Annotated in this window: 16 protein-coding genes and 1 tRNA gene; 12 read left to right on the top strand and 5 right to left on the bottom strand. The window is 37.1% G+C overall.

The genetic code is table 11. From position 1 onward, the window contains the following. Positions 1 to 62 precede the first annotated feature (62 nt). Together R2Q70_RS08240 and R2Q70_RS08235 are read right to left on the bottom strand one after the other, a co-directional pair. Positions 63 to 5930: an alpha-2-macroglobulin family protein gene (locus tag R2Q70_RS08240; protein ID WP_316807135.1), complete on the bottom strand. Its 5868-nt coding sequence runs from the start codon at positions 5928 to 5930 to the stop codon at positions 63 to 65. A gap of 371 nt (positions 5931 to 6301) precedes the next feature. Beyond that, the gene (locus R2Q70_RS08235; RefSeq protein ID WP_316807134.1) at positions 6302 to 7087 is read right to left on the bottom strand and encodes a C40 family peptidase; all 786 of its coding nucleotides are present in this window, start codon (positions 7085 to 7087) and stop codon (positions 6302 to 6304) included. A gap of 110 nt (positions 7088 to 7197) precedes the next feature. Here R2Q70_RS08235 and R2Q70_RS08230 point away from each other — a divergent pair, with 110 nt between their 5' ends. After that, positions 7198 to 7653: a universal stress protein gene (locus R2Q70_RS08230; RefSeq protein WP_316807133.1), complete on the top strand. Its 456-nt coding sequence runs from the start codon at positions 7198 to 7200 to the stop codon at positions 7651 to 7653. Positions 7654 to 7665: 12 nt separating this feature from the next. Continuing rightward, entirely contained in the window at positions 7666 to 8916 is a 1251-nt protein-coding gene (locus R2Q70_RS08225; RefSeq protein ID WP_316807132.1) for a serine hydrolase domain-containing protein, read from the top strand. 94 nt (positions 8917 to 9010) lie between these two features. Here the strand turns inward: R2Q70_RS08225 and R2Q70_RS08220 are convergent, their stop codons facing one another. After that, positions 9011 to 9361 (bottom strand): 4Fe-4S dicluster domain-containing protein, encoded by a 351-nt coding sequence (locus R2Q70_RS08220; protein WP_047797572.1) that lies wholly within the window; start codon positions 9359 to 9361, stop codon positions 9011 to 9013. Between the two features lie 78 nt (positions 9362 to 9439). On the opposite strand from R2Q70_RS08220, the gene R2Q70_RS08215 reads away from it, so the two are divergent. The 6 genes from R2Q70_RS08215 to R2Q70_RS08190 all read left to right on the top strand — a co-directional run bounded on the left by R2Q70_RS08215 (position 9440) and on the right by R2Q70_RS08190 (position 14190). Further along, entirely contained in the window at positions 9440 to 10453 is a 1014-nt protein-coding gene (locus tag R2Q70_RS08215; RefSeq protein WP_316807131.1) for an acyl-CoA reductase, read from the top strand. 53 nt (positions 10454 to 10506) lie between these two features. Next, entirely contained in the window at positions 10507 to 10710 is a 204-nt protein-coding gene (locus R2Q70_RS08210; RefSeq protein WP_316807330.1) for a fructose-6-phosphate aldolase, read from the top strand. Position 10711: 1 nt separating this feature from the next. Continuing rightward, positions 10712 to 11395, top strand: coding sequence for a cell division ATP-binding protein FtsE (locus R2Q70_RS08205; RefSeq protein ID WP_316807130.1), 684 nt, complete (start codon positions 10712 to 10714; stop codon positions 11393 to 11395). A 227-nt stretch (positions 11396 to 11622) separates the two neighbouring features. Beyond that, positions 11623 to 12204 (top strand): nucleotide exchange factor GrpE, encoded by a 582-nt coding sequence (locus R2Q70_RS08200; protein ID WP_316807129.1) that lies wholly within the window; start codon positions 11623 to 11625, stop codon positions 12202 to 12204. Positions 12205 to 12294: 90 nt separating this feature from the next. Beyond that, positions 12295 to 13461, top strand: coding sequence for a molecular chaperone DnaJ (gene dnaJ / locus R2Q70_RS08195; RefSeq protein ID WP_316807128.1), 1167 nt, complete (start codon positions 12295 to 12297; stop codon positions 13459 to 13461). Between the two features lie 159 nt (positions 13462 to 13620). Next, on the top strand, positions 13621 to 14190 hold the full coding sequence (locus tag R2Q70_RS08190) for a 2'-5' RNA ligase family protein (RefSeq protein ID WP_316807127.1): 570 nt from the start codon (positions 13621 to 13623) through the stop codon (positions 14188 to 14190). Between the two features lie 2 nt (positions 14191 to 14192). On the opposite strand, the gene R2Q70_RS08185 is transcribed toward R2Q70_RS08190, so the two are convergent. Continuing rightward, a complete protein-coding gene (locus R2Q70_RS08185; protein ID WP_316807126.1) occupies positions 14193 to 16607 on the bottom strand; it encodes a BamA/TamA family outer membrane protein in 2415 nt (804 codons plus the stop codon). On the opposite strand from R2Q70_RS08185, the gene R2Q70_RS08180 reads away from it, so the two are divergent. The 3 genes from R2Q70_RS08180 to R2Q70_RS08170 all read left to right on the top strand — a co-directional run bounded on the left by R2Q70_RS08180 (position 16598) and on the right by R2Q70_RS08170 (position 17692). After that, positions 16598 to 17344 carry an RNA methyltransferase gene (locus R2Q70_RS08180; protein WP_316807125.1) on the top strand — a complete coding sequence of 249 codons (747 nt, stop codon included), beginning with the start codon at positions 16598 to 16600 and terminating at the stop codon, positions 17342 to 17344. The genes R2Q70_RS08185 and R2Q70_RS08180 overlap by 10 nt on opposite strands. A 69-nt stretch (positions 17345 to 17413) precedes the next feature. After that, positions 17414 to 17487: transfer RNA gene (locus R2Q70_RS08175), tRNA-Cys, on the top strand. Between the two features lie 34 nt (positions 17488 to 17521). Then, on the top strand, positions 17522 to 17692 hold the full coding sequence (locus R2Q70_RS08170) for a hypothetical protein (protein WP_010602219.1): 171 nt from the start codon (positions 17522 to 17524) through the stop codon (positions 17690 to 17692). Positions 17693 to 18066: 374 nt separating this feature from the next. Here the strand turns inward: R2Q70_RS08170 and xerA are convergent, their stop codons facing one another. Beyond that, positions 18067 to 18891 (bottom strand): site-specific tyrosine recombinase/integron integrase, encoded by an 825-nt coding sequence (gene xerA / locus R2Q70_RS08165; protein WP_316807124.1) that lies wholly within the window; start codon positions 18889 to 18891, stop codon positions 18067 to 18069. Positions 18892 to 19105: 214 nt separating this feature from the next. Here xerA and R2Q70_RS08160 point away from each other — a divergent pair, with 214 nt between their 5' ends. Then, positions 19106 to 19642, top strand: coding sequence for a DUF4303 domain-containing protein (locus tag R2Q70_RS08160; RefSeq protein WP_316807123.1), 537 nt, complete (start codon positions 19106 to 19108; stop codon positions 19640 to 19642). Positions 19643 to 19747 lie beyond the last annotated feature (105 nt).

Genomic DNA, 19747 nt, shown 5'->3' with positions numbered 1-19747 from the left:
TGAAACAATTCAAAAGAGATTGCTTCGTACCTCGCAATGACGGAATAAAGAATAACCATATCTTAATTGATCCCTACCTTTTTCATCCCCTCTCTACCATAAAAAACAGGAAAATACATCATTTCTGCTTTCGCAGGATTTAACACATAGTTTCCACTATATCGAGGCATTAAATCAATGGTAAAAGTGTATTTGCCTTGTTTTAATTTGGTGCAGAAAATAGATGTTTTGTTTTTAAAATACTCTCGGTGGGTTTCTACACCCCAAAAATTCTGCACTTTGTTTTCGTAACTGCAACCAGCCGGGATCGGAATTTCAATCATCACATAATCTGCATCAGCCTTTACATCAACTTCTACTTTTAAGGTAGCCAACGTACCAGCTTTAAGCGTATTTAAAGCATTTCCTTTTTGTAAAAGTGAGGTACGTACTATAAAATCCTTTTCTACCTTTTGAGGATTGACATTTTGAAATTGCTGGTATGCCGTAAAATAAACCGCCGAATTACCCTTCTTTTCCACCTTTAAATCAGTCGGACTATCAATTATCGTATCAAATGGAAATTGAGTAATCACCTGACTGTTAACTTTAAGGGAGACAGGTTCTCTTTTCTCATTTGTAGTAATGAAAGCGGGCAAAATAGTTTCTAAAATTAATGCAGACTCGTAGGTGTTTCTCCACTGCCCATCTTTACGTTGTTCTAAAAAGTACATGGCAATCTTTTGTAATTCGTTTTCATGGCCACCAGCGTTTTTCAAAATTCTGTAAGCCATTAGCGTATTCTGAATGCTGTTATCCCAAAAACGAATGCTTTCCTCTCCCCAATAAATGCTACCAAACATGGTTTGCTTTTTAAGTTTGGCTAAAAGGCTTAAATCTATTTTCAAACCTACCATTTGTCTCAACTCCATCATTTCTAATGTAGCGAAAGTAGAAAGCTTGGTTTCTCTCTGTTTCAAAGCTAAAACCGCTGGCGATAAACCCTCATCACGTTTCTTTTCCTTTTCTTCGAATGCCAGCACCCAATCTTTAATGTAATTTTTGCCATCAATTAAATGCAAAAGTTTAATTACTTGTATATCGTTATAATTGGGTTCATCGGTTAATTTATTAACAAGATAACGCTGTAAAACTGCTTTGTTTAAATCGATCGTATAACCTTCTTTTTCTGCCTGCAATAAGGCTTCCACAACATGTAAACTGATCCACATTTGTTCTTCGCTGTTTTGCCACCAACCCCAGGTGCCTTGTGGTTTTCTGTTTTGCTGTAGTTTTTTAAGGATGAAAGCGATATCCTTTTCGTGGGTAAATTGCTGGTCCAGATATTTGCGAACTTTTTTCTCGAGCAACAGCGATTTCAGTTTAGAAGCCAGTTGTTCGTTGCACAAGTACTCGTAATTGCGAAGTTTTGTCATCTCATCCAACAAAGTTGGAAATATCGATGCCTCTGCCCTAAGCGTTATTTTACCCAAGTTTTCATCAAATGCGTAATGAACAGTAGTATCTCTTAGCAAAGCGGAGAAATAGCCTTTAGTTTCTTTCACGCCAGCTTCAAATACCGGAATTTTTCTGCGCTCGCCATCAAAATAGCCGTTATCTTGCGTTAAGGTATATTCAAAGTTCAAACTGTCTTTCGATGTAACCGAAATTCCAAGGGTATCTATTAATGAGTTTTTAAACATTACTGTTCCATTCCTGAGCGCTTTTCCGTTGTAAGAAAACTTACGAATGCCAGTTTCTTCCAATGGCGAGTAATTCATCAGTTTTCCAATCACATTCATGCTATCGCCAACTACGGCAAAAAGTGGCGAAACAAAATTGGCACTCAGCGATTTAAAAGATTTAATGCTTCCTTCGGTATAACCAGTTTGTTTATTGCCGTTCATCGCCATTACCCGGGTGGTCCACCTGGTAATATCATCCGGAAATTTCACGGTGAACTTAGCCACACCGTTTTCATCGGTAATTAATTTAGGTTGCCAAAAGCCTTCATCATTAAAATTTGTGCGTATGGTTTGCTGTTGTGCAGCCACTTCCCCGGCAACATTGGTGGCTAAATTACCTGCTTTGCTTTTTACGATAATTACTCCGTTAACGGCCTGCGCACCATAAATTGCTGTGGCACTGGCATCTTTTAATATGGTTACATCTTTTACTAAATCCTTATTCAAACTACTAATATCACCATCAAAAGGAACTCCATCTAAAATAATTAAGGGTTTTTTGTTGGCAGATAGTGTTGATGAACCTCTTAGGGAGATTACTGAAACATCCTCAAGTGCTAAGCCCGCAGATCTGCCTTGCAATGCATAATCCAGTTCATTGGAGTGGATCGACATTGTAGAACTCGCAGTCATATTTTGTTTTCTTACGGCGCCATAACCTACCACTTCCACACCTTTCAAATTATTATCAATTGTATCGAGCAAAATATCTCCAACTGAGCCACTTAAAATATTTACAACCTGGTCATAAAACCTTCTGGCAGATATTTTTAACAATCCTTTTTCAGGTGTTTTAAGACTAAATAAGCCCTTAGCATCGCTTATGGTCTTTTCATCCAAACCTACAACCTGTACAACAATACCTGCAACAGGTTTATTGGTTAAGCTTGATAAAATTCTTCCATGAACCTTGTTTTTCAATTCATTTTTATCGAACCTGTAGGTGTTAAAAAATTCCTGTTGCTTTTCTGAAATAGGCTGGCGACCAACACTTGGTACAGCCTTAATCATACTATCTAATTTCTGGCTAAATACATCAGCTTCTGATATTTTAAAACTGCTCCATTTGTAATAGTTTGCGCCGTTTGCTTTCACTACGATGCTATCTGCGATAAAATAACGGTTGTCTTTCAACAAAAACATTAATTTATAAGCACCACTTTCGTAAACATCGGTATTGATGTCGCCTTTGTAAATGCGTAAAAAATTGGCTTGGTTAGGTTTAAAAGCGATGACATTTTTGATGTATGGAAGATGATTGATAAAAGCGGTGTCAATATCGTACCTCAATTTACCTGTAGATTTTAAACCCAGGTAATCAATATCCAACAGCTGCGTGGTGCGACTCCTCAAATCCATAAAATCTAACCAAATTTTATCAATTTCATTTTTCTTTAGAGCATACTCATTGGCGATGTTTGTATTTCCATTTCCTGAATAAGCAGATAACTTTGTATTGAATGCATATTTTGTAGCATTTGATTTCTGCTTGATTAAACCTGGCTCGAATGTGTAAGTGTAACCAGCTTCTTTAGTAAAGTTTTGATGCCACTTCTCGTTGTCAAAATTCAATAGATTTTCCCTAATTGGCCCAACTAAAAGTTCTTTTTCGGTTCGGTTATTGGGGTTGATTAATAAACGGGTATTTGAAGTAACAGCAGAAACAGTTGCTTTTTGCAGGCTGAAATTATTGACTACCTTAATCATGTACCTGTCCAATTCCTCGCTTTCCGCCTCAGTAAGTATTGTCGGTTTACTCACAGTTACCAGCTTATTCGTGGTATCGGCCAAAATGCTTAAAATGTTTTTCTTACCAGCGGTGATATTGTAACTAACTGTTATTAATTTATCCGCTGTGCGTATTTTAAATTGATGGATACCTGGTTTTACTACGAAAGAATAACGCTGTAATTGTTGTGCCTGATTAAAGAACACAGGTGTATTATCAATGTAAACAATGTTGGCAGGTAGAATGGCACCATCTAAAACCACGAAAGGTGCTACTTGTGTGGTGGTATCATTAGTAGTTTCTATTACGGTATAAATTGGCTGGGGATGCATAAACCTGAAGTATTCTATGGTATCCAGCCCTAAACTCTTGCTCCATTTTGTCCAGGTAAGTTGGTCTAACTTTGCGCTAACACTCCCATAAGCTTCATCGGCCTCTACTTTCACATTATTAATCTTTCGGATAGAATATTTTCGACCCAAATAAGGTAACCTCACATTAGGAACGTCTTTAAATTTTGAAGTAAATGCTTGTGCCGTAACATCCGTTTCAGGAACTGGCTTATGGTTAATATCCGTGACCTGCACCAGCATATTAACTTTTTGCCCAGGATAAACCATATCGGGCGCCACCAGTTTTAAGTTGAGTTGGTAAGGATTATAAAAAGCACTCACTTCGCTGTTTTCCTCATCTCCATCCCAGAAATAGTTGATGCGGATATGACTAGCTTTGCGACTATCATTCTTAATTAAAGTGTCTAACTGATTTGTATAACCTCTCAAAAACACTTTGTTATCTGCAAAAATAGTATACCAGAAAGGCACTTTATGCTCATTTATAACCACCACACGTAAACTGTCTTTATTTTGCATGGCGTTAATTTGCAATTCAGGGTTTAGTTTTGTGATATCAATTGTAGCGGTATCTTTTGCAGTTTCAATCTCGATATATTCTGCTCGATAGTCAATTTTTGTAAGGTATGGCAAGGTGATGTTTTGCGAACTGATCACTACATCATCCGCGGTATAACTTATCATTTTAGCCAACTGTGTTTCGCTTTTATTGTTTACCAAATAAGAAATCGCCAAACTGTCTTTTCTAAATTCATGCTTGATTTCAACTGCTTTAACATTATTTTTTTTATTCTTCCAATCCGTATAGGTTAAAGATTTTGAAGCTGTCCTTACTTCGTTATTGCTATTTAGAAACTTGGCTTCCAGGTTAAAATTGAGGCTGGCTCTTGGGAAAATATCTGCGGGTAAAACGAGCTTTGTTTCACCTATAGGGTCTAAAGTGATATTCTTTTGCCAAAGGGTATCGGGCACAAAAACTTTTTTATCTGTGTAATAATTTACGTGGTTGGTGGTTAACGTGATTTCAACCCTGCCATCTGGCACGGCAAGTTCGTTTTCATCGGTTGCTTTAAAATAAACGGTAATTAAACTGTCTTTTGTTTGCTCGTTTCTATCGGTTCGAAGTGCAAAATCAAGCGATTTTAATTCATAATCTTCGTAACGGAAATTATTACTAATTCGAAATGCTTTTTTTGTCTTTTTAGATTTTTCTTCCAAATTCACCTCATAATTCCGATCAAGCTTTAAGTTTAAACTATCTGCAAGCACAAAGCTGTATTCGTAACCTCCATTCTTATAGGGCTTTATGGTTGCTAAATGCTTACTTGCGCCATCCACTTCCAACATAACTTTCGCTGGCCTGTTTTTTAGGTTTCCACCTTTGGCATTAATTACAAACGCTTTAAACTTTACCGTGTCTAATGGCTTGTAAATTGGTTTGCTAAAAACCATATAACCTGCGTACAATGGTTTAACACGATTTTTCTTTTTAAATATGGTTTTAAAAGGTTGCCAAAAATATTTTACAGGAAAAGAGTAAGCGATCTTTTTAAAAAAAGACCAGTCCTCCCGATCATCGCCATAGTAATTATTGTCATCAACATCGTACTTAAAAAAATTGCTTACGCCTTCGTGCACTACTTTAATAATGCCATCCTCTTTTAATCTGCCTTTTTCTTTCCCGTAAGCGCTTCTATATAATTTAGCTTTTTCATCATATCTGGTAACTTTTTTACCATCAACTTCTACACCTGCGTTTGAGACCAGATTGCCTTTCAGATCTAAGATATAGAACTGAAAATCTTTCTGATTATTGATGAACTGCAATGATACATTATTCTCAGATTCAAGAGATGAATTTAAAAAACCTCCACTTGCATTTACAAACAGATAGTTGCCAAAGGGTAAATCCTTTTTTTTATATTCCCGGTAATAATCTGAACTGATTAAACTGTGATAAAAATTTTCGTTGACCTTTTTATCTTTCAGCACGCTTAAAACTTCAGCATCGGTAATTTTATAAACAAACGTAGCCACACTGGTCTGTTTACTTCTAGAAAGTTTATTTTGAGCGAGAACATTAACGGCGCAAGCCAGGAACAAAATAAGTAAGCGTAATTTCATAAGCAATTAATTTATAGGAGGATGTTTTAAGGATTGAGTTTCCACAAAACATAAGGAGGATATCCAAATATCTTATTTTGGACCTAAAAATCTGATTGCTTTTATTATTCGCTAAACAAGCATTTACATCCGATAGCATTCAATTATTTTTTGATTGTTACCTTAAAATCCTTGAGCTAAAATTTGTACGTAATGCTAATGAAATGGCAAAAGCCATAAGATGTGAAAATGATGAGCGATTCGCTCTGGTTTCTACAGAAAATTTTGCTTGATAAATCCATATGGGTTTAATCATAGACACAGTAGTTACCTTTTTTTAACTTCAATAAGGAATTTGCCTTAAGTATAACCTGATAAAGGGTTTCCCGCCGTTATTCCACAAAACGTTTAATTATCCTCAATTTATGGCTGTAAATACCCAGCTCTCTATTAAAAATCCCCTGATCATCAATCGGGTCTATTTTAACCTTTGCCGATGAATGGATAATTTCATTGGGGCTTAACATAATGCCTACGTGGGTAATTTTACCTTCTGCATTATCAAAAAAAGCAACGTCGCCAGGTTTAACTTCCGATAAAAAACCTACCAATTCACCCTGTTCGGCCTGTTGCGAGGCATCTCTGTTCAGTTTAATATTCAGCATTTTAAAAACAGTTTGAACAAAGCCTGAACAATCTAAGCCAAACAAATGCCTTCCACCCCACAGGTAAGGCGTGTTTTGGAAAAATTTTGCTGTCGATTCAATATCTGATTTGAAATCTGCTGTCGTTTTATCGTATGGATCGAAACCCAACTTAAATTTCTCAGCACCGGCAAAACAATATCCGTCTGCCACATAGGGCAGGTTACTCGCCGGACTTAAATGATAAACGCTGCCATCCTCAGCTGTGAGCACGTTGTTAAAACTTAAGGGAGCCAGTAATTTTTGATCATGCATTTCGATAAATTGTGCCTGAGAAATAGCAGCAAGCTGTCGGAAATCCATCCAACCTTCATAACCGTCGTAGCCATTTCTCACCAGCCACCATCGGTCATTTTTACTTACAATTTCCACGTGTTCACCAAATAATAATTGCGAAACAATTTCTGCCCGATCTGATGGTTCAGCCCTTAAAGGTGCTACTGCTATTCTGCAAATACCGTATTGATTTTCCATTTAGATATGTATGTAAAAGATTTAGTAAAACTAACAAATTCCATTCATTGCCTAACATTTTGCCTTCAAAATTGTTATTTTTATGATGTTCACATTTAAATCTGCTCGTTATGAATTTTAAAAAAATATTAATTGCTGTTGATAACAGTACCTGTTCAGAGAAAGCGGCAAAAGCTGGTTACGACATGGCTGAGAAATTTGGAGCTGAAGTGGCATTGGTGAATATAATTGAGCCCGTGCCAGCGAATGTAAATCCAGATTTAACCCTGGCTCCGGTGTTTTTAGAAACTTACGACAATAGTGAAGAAAACAGTCATATCCTGCTCAAGGAAATGGAAATGAAATTTGGCAACGGAACAAAAACAACCTACCTGAGCGTTGTTGACACCGCAGCACATGGAATTATACAACAATCTGATGAGTGGGGTTCTGATTTAATCGTGATTGGTACTTATGGAAGAACCGGTTTATATCACTTTTTAATGGGAAGTGTTGCCGAACACGTGGCCCGAAAATCAGCTTGTCCGGTGTTAATTATTCCAAACAAAAGTGAAATTGATTTATAAATCTGTTTATAGATGAAAAAAATAATCTATGCCTCGCTCCTATTTGTTATATCAATTCATTCCCACTTTCTATTTGCGCAAACGAAAGCGACGCAAGTTTCAGCTGTTGAGTTAGCAAAAATTGATAATTTATTCAGGCAATACCTTGCAAAAGGTTGGATAAAAGGCATTACTGCAAACGTGGCTGTAGATGGAAAAACAGTGTATAATAAAGCTTTTGGGAATAATTTAAACAGGCCCTTTAAAACAAATGATATTTTAAGAATTGCATCGCAAACAAAGGCGGTAACCTGCGTTGCAGTGATGATTTTATTTGATGAGGGAAAATTTCAACTGGATGATCCGATTTCTAAATACATTCCGGCGTTCAAAAACCCGAAGGTATTGGATCAGTTTAATCCTGCAGATTCCAGCTACACCACTAAACCTGCAAACCATGAGGTTACCATCCGCGAATTATTGACTCATACCTCGGGTTTAGGTTATGCGCAAATCGGTTCGCCCGATATGAATGCGATTTACGAAAAGGCAGGTATTGAAGCGGGTTTTGTGCCACATAAAAAATTATTGGAAACAGAAATAAATAAATTAGGCAAACTGCCTTTGGCTACCCAGCCGGGCGAAAGATGGCAGTACAGCTTAAGTATCGACGTTTTGGGCAGACTTGTAGAAGTAACATCGGGTTTAACTTTGAACGACTTTTTCAAACAGCGAATTTTCCAGCCATTGGGTATGAACGATACCTATTTTGCATTGCCGAAAGCAAAACAAAATCGGTTAGCAACGGTGTACACCGAAGATCCAAAATCGAAACTTATTAAGCCCTGGAAAGATGGTGCATTTCCGGGTGTAACCATAAATTATCCCATCAATAACAATGGATATTTTGCTGGTGGCGCCGGATTAGTTTCTACTTCAAAAGATTATGGCATCTTTTTACAAATGCTGTTAAACGGTGGAACTTATAACGGAAAACGTATTCTATCTGAAAAAAGTGTAGCGATGATGACCACGAATCAAATTGGAAAAATTCCATTCACAGATAATACCTTTGGTTTAGGTTTTGAAGTAGTTACCGAAAAAGGAAGTAAAAAATTCGGGCAAAGTGTTGGTTCCTATAGTTGGGGAGGATTTTTTGGCTCTAATTATTGGGTCGACCCAAAAAAGAAAATTGTAGCTCAAATTTATGTTCAGCAGTGGCCATTTTCGCATGGTGAAATAGCCAATAAGTTTAAACAGATTATTTACCAGGCAGTAAAATAGGCAAACAAAAAAGGTTCTAATTTTCATTAGAACCTTTTTACGTATAATTTTTTTAGTCTTTTAACGCTTAACCTACAACTTGTAACTTAATAAGTTATCCTTCCTGGTGCAACCAGGCTTTTTTAGCTAATAATTCCTCTTCAGTTTCACGAATGTCTTCGTCATCTACGCAACAATCTACCGGGCAAACTGCCGCACATTGAGGTTCATCATGAAAGCCTTTACACTCTGTACATTTATCTGAAACGATGTAATATACTTCGTCAGAAACTGCCTCTTGAGTAGCATCAGCCTCTATTTGTTGGTTACCAAAATCGATAACGCCCTCTAAATTTGTTCCGTCAGAAAAACGCCATGCAGTTCCGGCATCGTAAATTGCGTTGTTAGGGCATTCAGGTTCGCAGGCCCCACAATTTATACACTCATCTGTTATTTTAATCGCCATGTCTTCGTCTAATTCTTTTGCTTAGTTTACCTTTGCGCTGCAAATATAAGATATAATCAATTAATAATAATTCTAAATATGTCAGCATTAACTCAGGAAAAAGCAATAAATGCCTTTAAGGTATTAGGCGTTAAGCTTAGCAACCCTACTGATATACTAGGAAATGCGATTTACAGCGCACAAAGTGGTAATGCCTGGTTTACGGAAGATAACATAAAAAAATCAATGCTGTCTTTCTCTGAGATGTTAAACAGTGAAGATATTGATCATTGGTTTAAAAATATCGAATTTACTTCATCAGCAAAAAAAGTCGGTTTAATTTTGGCAGGCAACATTCCGATGGTTGGTTTCCACGATGTACTTTGTGTTTTGGCAACCGGAAATATAGCGTTAATCAAACTTTCGTCATCAGACGATCAATTGATCAAAGCCGTAATCGCAGAGCTGATAAATATAGAACCGGCATTTTCAGAAAAAATAGAATATGTTGAAAGGCTGAAGGATTTTGATGCTGTAATTGCTACCGGAACCAACAATTCATCCAGATATTTTGATTATTATTTCAGTAAAGTACCGAATATCATCAGAAAGAATAGGAATAGCATTGCCGTTTTGGATGGAACAGAAACAAAAGTAGATATTGAAAATTTAGGACATGATATTTTTGATTATTTCGGTTTAGGCTGTAGAAACGTTTCAAAATTATACTTCCCGAAAGGATATGATATTGCCAATTTTTACGAAGGAATAGCACCTTTCCAGCCAATTATCAATCATTTCAAATACAATAACAACTACGATTATAATAAATCGATCTATCTGGTAAATGCAGCAAAACATTTTGATAACGGTTTTTTACTACTTAAAGAAGATGAGCATTTAACATCTCCCCTGGCTGTTCTTTTTTACGAGGAGTATGAAAACCTTCAGCTTTTAAACGAAAAATTACAACTTCAGGCAGAAAACATACAGTGTATTGTAAGCAAAGCAAAGCTTGACCTAAACAGTTTTGAATTTGGACAAAGCCAACACCCGAAACTTTGGGATTATGCCGACAACGTAAATACCGTTGCATTTTTGAATCAATTATAGGCTTTCATCTTTTGCCTTTCAGCTTTCAGCATAAATAGCTATTTTTGGACACAATGTATATCGTTAAAGTTAAAGGCATCGCCAAAATTCCAGATTACGTACAGTTGAGAGATGAAAAATTCACACTTTTGGCTTATTTTCGGGTTGACAGGCCTGACAAATCTCTGGAAAAACTGGGCTTGGGTGATAAACAGGATTACATTATGGAAATGGTTAAAGATTTGCCTTTTGGGCAGATAGCGAAATTAGAAATATAAAATGGCAGGACACGCAGTAATTCATTTAAGCAATGTTGATGTATTTCAACAAAAACACTTAGTACTTTCAAACGTAAATTTACACATCGAAAGAGACGAATTTATCTTTTTAATCGGTCAGACAGGTTCGGGAAAAAGTAGCTTATTGAAAATTTTATACGGCGATTTACATATTGGTAATGGAGAAGGCAATATCGCAGGTTTCGATTTAAAAAACCTGAAAGAAAGTCAGGTACCGTTTTTACGCCGCAAATTGGGTGTGGTATTTCAAGATTTCCAGTTATTAACTGACAGAACCATTGAGAAAAACCTCGAGTTTGTATTGAAAGCAACAGGCTGGAACGACCAAAAACTAATCAACGAGCGGATTAAAGATGTTTTGGATAAAGTTGGTTTACGCTCAAAAATCAAGAAAATGCCTCATGAAATTTCTGGTGGCGAGCAGCAGCGTATCGTAATTGCAAGGGCGCTGTTAAACGATCCGGAAATTATTCTGGCAGATGAGCCTACCGGAAACTTAGACCCGGAAACCTCAGAGGAAATTGTTACCTTATTAAAGCAAATTAGCCAGGCAGGTACCGCAGTATTAATGGCTACGCATGATTATCATATCATCCGCACTTTCCCTTCACGCATCATTAAATGTGAAAATGGCGCAGTGCTTGAAGGCGCACAAATAGCTTAAGGGATTTGAGATTATCGATTTACGATTTTAGATTTTTACAACCTAAAATCGTAAATCGATAGCATTTACACCTACATCACCCACTGCCAAATTCGTTAATCGTAAATCATCAGTCACCTTACTGCTGTCAATCTGTTCAGATAACTTGAAATAAATCTGCCAGCTTGGCTGATTTCCGTTTATGGCAACATAGTTGAGATTAACACAAAAAAATTCAGCCTAGTATTATGTTTAATAAGAAGAAAAACAACGATAAAGAAGAAAATATAATGAATCCTGAAAATACATCAGACAACGCTGCTGAAAATGTAGAGAATACTGATGCAGCTGCAAATGAGACCGAACAAGCTCCTGAGTTATCTGCTGAAGAAAAATTACAAACAGAAGTTCAACAGCTTAATGATAAATATTTAAGATTATATGCTGAGTTTGATAACTATAAACGCCGTACCCAAAAAGAACGCGTAGAGTTACTGCAAACTGCGGGTAAAGATGTAATCGTTTCCTTACTACCTGTTTTAGATGACTTTGATCGTGCTTTAAAAGCAATGGAAACCGCAGCTGATGTGGCTCCTGTTAAAGAAGGTATTCTTTTGGTGAGTACCAAACTGAAAAATACCCTTGCTCAAAAAGGTTTGAAGGATGTAGAAAGCATTAATCAGCCATTTGATACTGATTTCCATGAAGCCATTACTAACATCCCGGCGCCTAGCGATGATTTGAAGGGAAAAGTTATTGATGAGGTAGAAAAAGGCTATACATTAAATGATAATGTAATTCGCTTTGCTAAAGTTGTAGTTGGAGCGTAAATTAATTATTGAATTTTGAATATTGAATTAGAGAATGTATAAATCATTCGATCATCCACACATTCAAAATTCAATCATTTTATAAAGAAGATGAGTAAAAGAGATTATTACGACGTATTGGGCGTTAGCAAGGGTTCTGCTGCTGATGAGATTAAAAAAGCTTATCGCAAGATGGCAATTAAGTACCATCCGGATAAAAACCCTGGAGATAAAGCAGCGGAAGATAAATTTAAAGAAGCGGCTGAGGCTTACGAGGTATTAAGCAGCCCCGAGAAAAAACAACGCTACGATCAGTTTGGGCATGCCGGTGTTGGCAGCAGTGCTTCTGGCGGCTACGGCGGCGGCAATATGAACATGGATGATATCTTCAGCAACTTTGGAGATATTTTTGGCGGTCATAACCCTTTCGAAAGCTTTTTTGGCGGAGGTGGCGGCGGCGGCCAGCAACGTGGCGGACGCCGTGTGGCTAAAGGCTCTAACTTACGCATCAAAGTTAAGTTAACACTCGAAGAAATTGCCCACGGTGCAGAGAAAAAAATTAAGGTTAATAAACTAATTGTTTGTAAAACCTGCGATGGTTCTGGCGCTAAAGATAAATCATCAGTAAGTACTTGTGGTACCTGCGGTGGCAGCGGACAGGTGCGCAGGGTAACCAATACCATTTTAGGGCAAATGCAAACTGCATCTACCTGCCCTACCTGTAACGGTAGCGGACAACAAATTACAGCAAAATGTAATGTTTGCCATGGCGATGGTGTAGTTCGTGGAGAAGAAACCATTACCATTAACATTCCTGCTGGTGTAAGCGAAGGCATGCAGTTAAGCATGAGTGGAAAAGGAAATGCAGCACCAAACGGTGGTATACCAGGCGATTTAATTATTTTAATTGAAGAAACGCCACATGAAACTTTAAAACGCGAAGGAAATAACATCGTATATGATTTGCATTTGAGTTTTGTTGATGCGGCCTTAGGCATGAGCATTGAAGTACCAACCATTGATGGTAAAGCTAAAATCAAAATCGAACCGGGAACACAAAGCGGAAAATTACTTCGTTTAAAAGGAAAAGGTTTACCTGAAGTAAATTCTTATCACAGAGGTGATGAAATTATTCACATCAACATCTGGACACCTAAAGCTTTAAGCAGCGATGAACGTGACGCCTTAGAGAAACTACGTGAATCTCCTAACTTTAAACCTCAACCCGGTAAAAACGATAAGAGCTTCTTCGAAAGAATGAAGGAATATTTTGAGTAAATAAATTTTCAATATAATTTAAAACCGATGGCTTTCGCCATCGGTTTTTTTATGTCCGGCCATTTTTTTGTGGCATCAATTTATTGAAATGTTGTGATTAAAGCGAGTTTTATTTCGAAACACAGTCGCTGCTTACTAAATATTTTAGTAATTTTAGAAATGGAAAATTTGTTTTTAGTTTGTTTAATACCTCCAGCTGATCTCATAGCAGAGATTGATGAAATCAGGAAGTTTATATCCGAGAAATTTAACGTTCACCAGTCACTCAAGCGCCCCGTACACATCACACTATACGAACCGGTAAAATTAAACTCAAAAACACAGGAAGAAAAATTTTTCAAGGCACTCGAAGAAGCAGCTTATTTAAACCCATTCGACCAGACCTTAATGAATTTTGGGTCGTTTCCGGAACATACCTTTTATCTTAATGCGATGCAAAATGAAGGCATTATGAATTTGAAGTTGCAAATTGATAAAGAACTTAAACCGCTGGGTTTGATGGAAAGCAACCGGCCTAAATTTACACCACACCTGACACTTGCTTTTAGGGATGTGCAACCGCAGGTATGCAGGGCAATTATTGCCGCATTTAAAGACCGAAAGTTCAAACGTTCATTTACCGTAAATGGATTTTCAGTGTATAAACATGATGGCAAGAAATGGCATCCGTTTAAGCAGATTTTGTTCAAATCGCCAGATGAAAAACCTCAGCCCTTATCGCTTTTTTAAACTTAGAAAGGCATTCCGATACCAAAATTATACTGAACAAACCGATAAGTATCTGGAGCGTGGGTTGCGTTATATTGATTTTTAAAGTCTCTTCCGCCAGAAAATAATTTGCTGATTACCCATTGTTCATCGCCAGAAAACTGCGGATCTTTTAATTTTAAACCAACATCAAATCGGAAAACAAAGTACTGAACATCATAACGCAAGCCAAAGCCTGTGCCCACAGCAACCTGACTGGCCAACTTGCTAAGCTTAAATACCGTTAATTCATCTAATTCAGACACTTGCTGGCTGATTGATTCGCCCATACGCACATTCCAAATGTTTCCGGCATCTACAAACGCTGCTCCTTTTAAAGTTGCGCCAAAAAACTTTTTTGCCAGCGTAAAACGGTATTCAAAGTTGGTTTCCAATCGCATTGTACCTAACTGATCTAATCCAAAAAAAGCTTTCCGCAAGGCATCGGTACGTATAACTTCTCTATTATAGTTACCCGGGCCCACTGTTCGGGCTTGCCAGGCACGCAATCCATTAGATCCACCTGCAAAAAACTGCTTCTCGAAAGGAATGCCGGTACGAATTGAATTTCCATACGAATAGGCCACACCTGTATTTAAACGGGCAATAAACTGTCTTTCACCACCTAAATGCTTGTACCATCTTAAATCCAGCTCTGGTCTTACATATTGATTAAAGGGTAAGCCCAATATTCTGGCGGGATTATCCGCTGCCGGATCGCTTTTTGAACCGCCAATTTTTGATATGCCCTGCAACAGGTTCCCGGCGATATCAATATTTGCTCTTAAATAAACAAAAGTTCTCAGCTGGTTAAGTTTATCAGCATTTAACGTATAACTGTATTTCATGCCTAATGTTAAGTCTTTGCGATCTAACAGCGTGGCATAATACAAGTTATTTGAAACGGTAGCAGAATCTACCCCATCTTCTAAAGTTCCTAAACGATATTCAAAATTCAGCGGGGTAAATGAATGAACTTTTGATTTCGTTTCAAACCAATCATAAGTAACTGAGTTAATGAACACCCGGCGCACGGATACATCCTTTTGCAGCGCATAGATATAACTCGAAGAGAAAGTGGTGTGCGGCATCCCATTTCCACCTAAAATTGGTTTGTAAAACGGAATTAATAATCTTGGCACTGATATACTTGCACTGATTGAAAAATCCCGTTGATAAATATCCCTAAACGGTTTAGCGTTGTTCCCAATTCTCGATTGCAAACCGCCCTTTAGCTGCAATTCAAAACGCTCTGCACCCCTAAATAAGTTGTTGTTGGTATAGGTATTACTTAAGTTGAAACCAATGGTACCGCCGTTAAAAGGCACCTCACCTTCTACCCTATTGCTCATTACCTTTTGCGGGGTAAGTAAAATGATCGGATTAATTTTGTTGCCCGTGCTGTCTCGGTTGAAGTAATCAATTTTAACGTTTTTAAACACATTCAATTCATAAAGGCGATCATAAGTCAGGTTTTCGTTTCTAATATCATAAAGCTCTCCTTGCTTTAAAAAATCGTAACGAAGAATTGGATTTCGCCTATATCTTTTTGACAGATCAGTAAATGATACACCTCGGGTAGTATCTCTGCTTACGTAGTTGCGCAGCGAATCGGGAAAACCATCCGGACTTGGGGCAATAATCATGTAGGTAGTACCGATATTGTATTGTTTATGAGGCCCCGAAGGCGGATTAGTAATGTTTAACCTCAAATCTACTTTTTGCGGCTGTGCTGTTTCAATAACATCGAAATTCACATATGGGCGTAGGAAGTAAAAATAGCCGTTCTCTTTCATCACCCTGTAAATTTGCTCCCTTTCGTATGTTAACGAGTCTACATCATACCGCATGCCCGGATGCAAACGGGTAAAAGTGTTTTTTGTACTATCGTACACTCTTTTTACACTTTGGCTGAAAATAGAATCGGTAAGTTTACCCACATTCGATACCTTGCCCTGCGTGGCTACGAAATCAATCTGTGCTTTTTTATTTGCCACCGTAATATCGGCAGTAACCTTTGCATCAAAATAGCCTTTGCCGGTTAAAAACTTCTGAATCTGATTGCGGGAAATTTCTACCAACGCACTATCTAAAATTGCCGGTGGTGTACCGAAAGGTTTTATGTTGCTGGTTTTATACCTTCCATCTTTGGTATTGAATAAATTATAAAGTGGCACATTGATACTAAAGGCCGATGGCGGGCGAATATCTTTCTGAACGTAATTGTAAGCCTGCTCTTCAAATTCTGTATCAACACTATCAATGGTTACCTTCTTCACAATGGCCTGATAGTCGGGAATATATTTTGTAGAAGAACAGCCCTGAATTAAAACAATAATAAATAGTAATATTGCAGTGCTTTTCAGTTTAATATTTATTAAGTATTGGTATGCTTTCAAAGTCTCAGATTAGTTTTATAAAGTCATTACATCAAAAAAAATATCGTAAAGCGCATGGCTTATTTCTGGTTGAAGGTATAAAATCCATCAAAGAATTTTTTCAATCAAATTATAAAATCCATAGCATATTTCACAACAGCGAGCAATCCAATTTGTTACCCAAATTGCCTGCAAATATAAACTTATTTGAAGTAAACAACGTTGAGTTAGGCAAGATTAGTACTTTACAAACGCCGCAAGGTTTCCTGGCCGTGGTACATCTTCCAAAAACCGAAAAAATTAACGAAAATGTTTTGAAAAATCAGTTTACCTTAGTGCTTGATGGTGTTCAGGACCCAGGTAATTTGGGTACCATTATCCGTACGGCTGACTGGTTCGGGTTCAAAAACATCATTTGTTCGGAAGATACTGTTGAAGCTTTTAACCCTAAAACGGTGCAGGCCACAATGGGTTCACTGGCGAGAGTAGCAATACATTATGAAAATCTAACCTCTTTTTTAGAAAGAAACAGTTTACCTGTTTTTGGCGCCCTGCTTGATGGTGAATCAATTTACGAAACCAGCTGGGGTAAGGAAGGATTGATTATTTTAGGGAATGAGGGACAAGGAATTTCGGAAGAAGTAATTAAAAAGATAGATAAACCCGTAACTATTCCCAGATTTGGCGAAGCAGAATCGTTAAACGTTGCGGTGAGTGCGGCGATTTTTTGCGCTGAATTAGTGAGAGTTAAAAATTAAGCAGATAATAATTGAGATATTATTTGCGCACTAATTAATAATTGCTATTTTTGCAACCTTGAATTTCAAGGTCGAGTGGCCGAGTGGCTAGGCAGAGGTCTGCAAAACCTTCTACAGCGGTTCGAATCCGCTCTCGACCTCCATTTGTACAAATAAAATAATTAAAAGGTTATTACCATGGCAGTTACCAGATTAAAAAGAAAAGACAGAAGAAATAAAAATACAGCGCACCAAGAGGTAGCATTTTTAAAAAGAGCAACTAACATCGAATTAGGAAGTCGCTCTGCACAACCTAAAAACGATCAATTGGCTAAAAACAATGCTGTTTTAGCTGGTTTAGCGAAATAGTTTTTAGGGTATCTTCTTAAAAATTTAAAGCATCCTTCTGATCAAAGGATGCTTTTTTTATGCCTGATATTTTGATAAATTGGATGGAAAAAAGATGCCCATGCATCGTCATAAAAATCAGCGAAGCCGAACAAAACCCGTTCGAAAAAGGTAAAATTGCCACCGGTTGTATTTAATTCCGGGAAGCCCGATGGCCATGGATGATGAAATGCAAACCCACACGAATGGTTATTCATCCTTCGGTATTTCAACACAAGGGGAAGCAATATCTTAAGGAAAGCTGAAAACCCGTGGAAACCATCCATGCCAAAAATTGTAAATCCAGGCTCATCCGATATGCACTATGGCCATGGCGTAAAAGAAAATATTAATTCCTAAAAATCTAAAGGACTTAAAACTTTACTTTTGGCTACATCGGTAACATGCGTATAAATTTGTGTGGTGGTTAAGCTGTTATGCCCCAAAAGTTTCTGAATATAACGGATATCCGTTCCGTTTTCTAATAAATGAGTGGCAAAGCTATGCCTTAACATGTGTGGCGAAACAACTTTATTTAGATTAGCCAAACCCGCAGCCTGTTGCAATATACTTTGCACACTTCTGGGCGAATATTGTACTTGCGATTGCCCCTCGAACAAATAAATTTTAGGCAAATGGATTTTAAAATATTCGCTAAGCAGCGGAAGCAAAGATTTTGGCAGCATCACTTGCCGGTCTTTTTTCCCTTTTGCCTGCCTGATTGTAATCACTTCGTTTTTTGAATCCACATCCTCAATTTTCAGGTTAATCAATTCGCTTAAGCGAAGGCCACAACCATATAAGGTGCTTAAAATTGCCTTATGTTTTAAATTGGTAACCGCCGATAATATTCTTTTAACCTCCTCCTTGTTGAGGTATTTTGGCAAGGTGTGTGCGGTACGTTTGGGAAACAAATGATCAATTTGCAACACCCTGCTGAAAACCATTTTATAAAACAACTTTAAACTGCCAATAAGTTGTTTTTGATATGCGGCCGAGATGTTTTTTTCGCGAATAATTTTGCCGAGATAACTTTCAATAATTTGTTCATTAATCTCGGTGATCGGGAATTGGTTGTTCTCTTTAAAAAAAACAGCCAAAGCTGCCGTATACGATTTGATGGTAGACTGCCCATAACGGGCGATTTCCATTTTCTGCCTGAAAATTTCTGAGTATTTCACATTTAAATCTTTTGGTAAACATTCGTAAATCCAAAAGAATGCAATGCATAACAATAGCGATAAAGTGCTGAATTTAAATAGAATAATTCATTTAAAAAAAAAACATCAAATTGGATTTACGAATGTTCTTTAGTTTGGATTTGCGCAATGCGTAAATTTAGATGTTAGCCGTCAGTTTATCCAACCAACACGCTGAAAACAAACTTTGACAAATATGAAAAATAACTTTGATTATACTTTTTTTGAACAATCACTATCTCAAGCGACAAAAAAAATAATTCAAAAATTAGTCAAAAAATATGGAGAAAAAAATTTGAGAGCATTTTGTCTTTATTCTGACGAAGATGCAGGAAGCTCAGTTTTTAGTTTTGACACATACAAAAATTATGAAGAACAAACTTCTGAAAATGACGAAAGCGAAGCTGACTATTACAAATGGTATTTTGGAGAATGGTTAGATGACGATACGCTATCAAATGACCTTAATCAAATAAGCGAAACACTATTTGGAGCGGAATATGGAAAAACAACAGAAGACTTTGTAAAACATAAATATAAGATTTACGAAATATTTGTTTCAGTACTCTCCAATTTAAAAAGCGAAGAAGTCTTCAAAGAATTTAATAATGACTTTGTTCTTGCATTTGGTATTTCTGACTTTGAAAATAAAGAACTTGAATTAAATTGGATGAAAAAACTAAATAGTGAAAAAGTTTTTAATGAATTTAAAGCTTACAGAGAAACATTTTAAAAGAGGAAAAAAACCGAACGGCTAACAAGGGTTTTGCAATAGTGGGGCGAAACTGCAAAGTTCAACGGTAGTTCTTCGGTTCAACTTTTGTACAAAATTGAAGAT

The organism is Pedobacter agri (assembly GCF_032678665.1).
Taxonomy (GTDB): Bacteria; Bacteroidota; Bacteroidia; order Sphingobacteriales; family Sphingobacteriaceae; genus Pedobacter; species Pedobacter agri_A.
Note: the sequence above shows the minus strand (reverse complement) of the source record. Positions and strands in the feature narration are given on the sequence as shown.

What these genes read in the sequence shown, in the direction of transcription:
- R2Q70_RS08240 (WP_316807135.1), bottom strand. Translation starts at nt 5,930, where the DNA reads ATGAAATTACGCTTACTTATTTTGTTCCTGGCTTGCGCCGTTAATGTT.
- R2Q70_RS08235 (WP_316807134.1), bottom strand. Translation starts at nt 7,087, where the DNA reads ATGGAAAATCAATACGGTATTTGCAGAATAGCAGTAGCACCTTTAAGG.
- R2Q70_RS08230 (WP_316807133.1), top strand. Translation starts at nt 7,198, where the DNA reads ATGAATTTTAAAAAAATATTAATTGCTGTTGATAACAGTACCTGTTCA.
- R2Q70_RS08225 (WP_316807132.1), top strand. Translation starts at nt 7,666, where the DNA reads ATGAAAAAAATAATCTATGCCTCGCTCCTATTTGTTATATCAATTCAT.
- R2Q70_RS08220 (WP_047797572.1), bottom strand. Translation starts at nt 9,361, where the DNA reads ATGGCGATTAAAATAACAGATGAGTGTATAAATTGTGGGGCCTGCGAA.
- R2Q70_RS08215 (WP_316807131.1), top strand. Translation starts at nt 9,440, where the DNA reads ATGTCAGCATTAACTCAGGAAAAAGCAATAAATGCCTTTAAGGTATTA.
- R2Q70_RS08210 (WP_316807330.1), top strand. Translation starts at nt 10,507, where the DNA reads ATGTATATCGTTAAAGTTAAAGGCATCGCCAAAATTCCAGATTACGTA.
- R2Q70_RS08205 (WP_316807130.1), top strand. Translation starts at nt 10,712, where the DNA reads ATGGCAGGACACGCAGTAATTCATTTAAGCAATGTTGATGTATTTCAA.
- R2Q70_RS08200 (WP_316807129.1), top strand. Translation starts at nt 11,623, where the DNA reads ATGTTTAATAAGAAGAAAAACAACGATAAAGAAGAAAATATAATGAAT.
- dnaJ (WP_316807128.1), top strand. Translation starts at nt 12,295, where the DNA reads ATGAGTAAAAGAGATTATTACGACGTATTGGGCGTTAGCAAGGGTTCT.
- R2Q70_RS08190 (WP_316807127.1), top strand. Translation starts at nt 13,621, where the DNA reads ATGGAAAATTTGTTTTTAGTTTGTTTAATACCTCCAGCTGATCTCATA.
- R2Q70_RS08180 (WP_316807125.1), top strand. Translation starts at nt 16,598, where the DNA reads ATGCTTTCAAAGTCTCAGATTAGTTTTATAAAGTCATTACATCAAAAA.
- R2Q70_RS08170 (WP_010602219.1), top strand. Translation starts at nt 17,522, where the DNA reads ATGGCAGTTACCAGATTAAAAAGAAAAGACAGAAGAAATAAAAATACA.
- R2Q70_RS08160 (WP_316807123.1), top strand. Translation starts at nt 19,106, where the DNA reads ATGAAAAATAACTTTGATTATACTTTTTTTGAACAATCACTATCTCAA.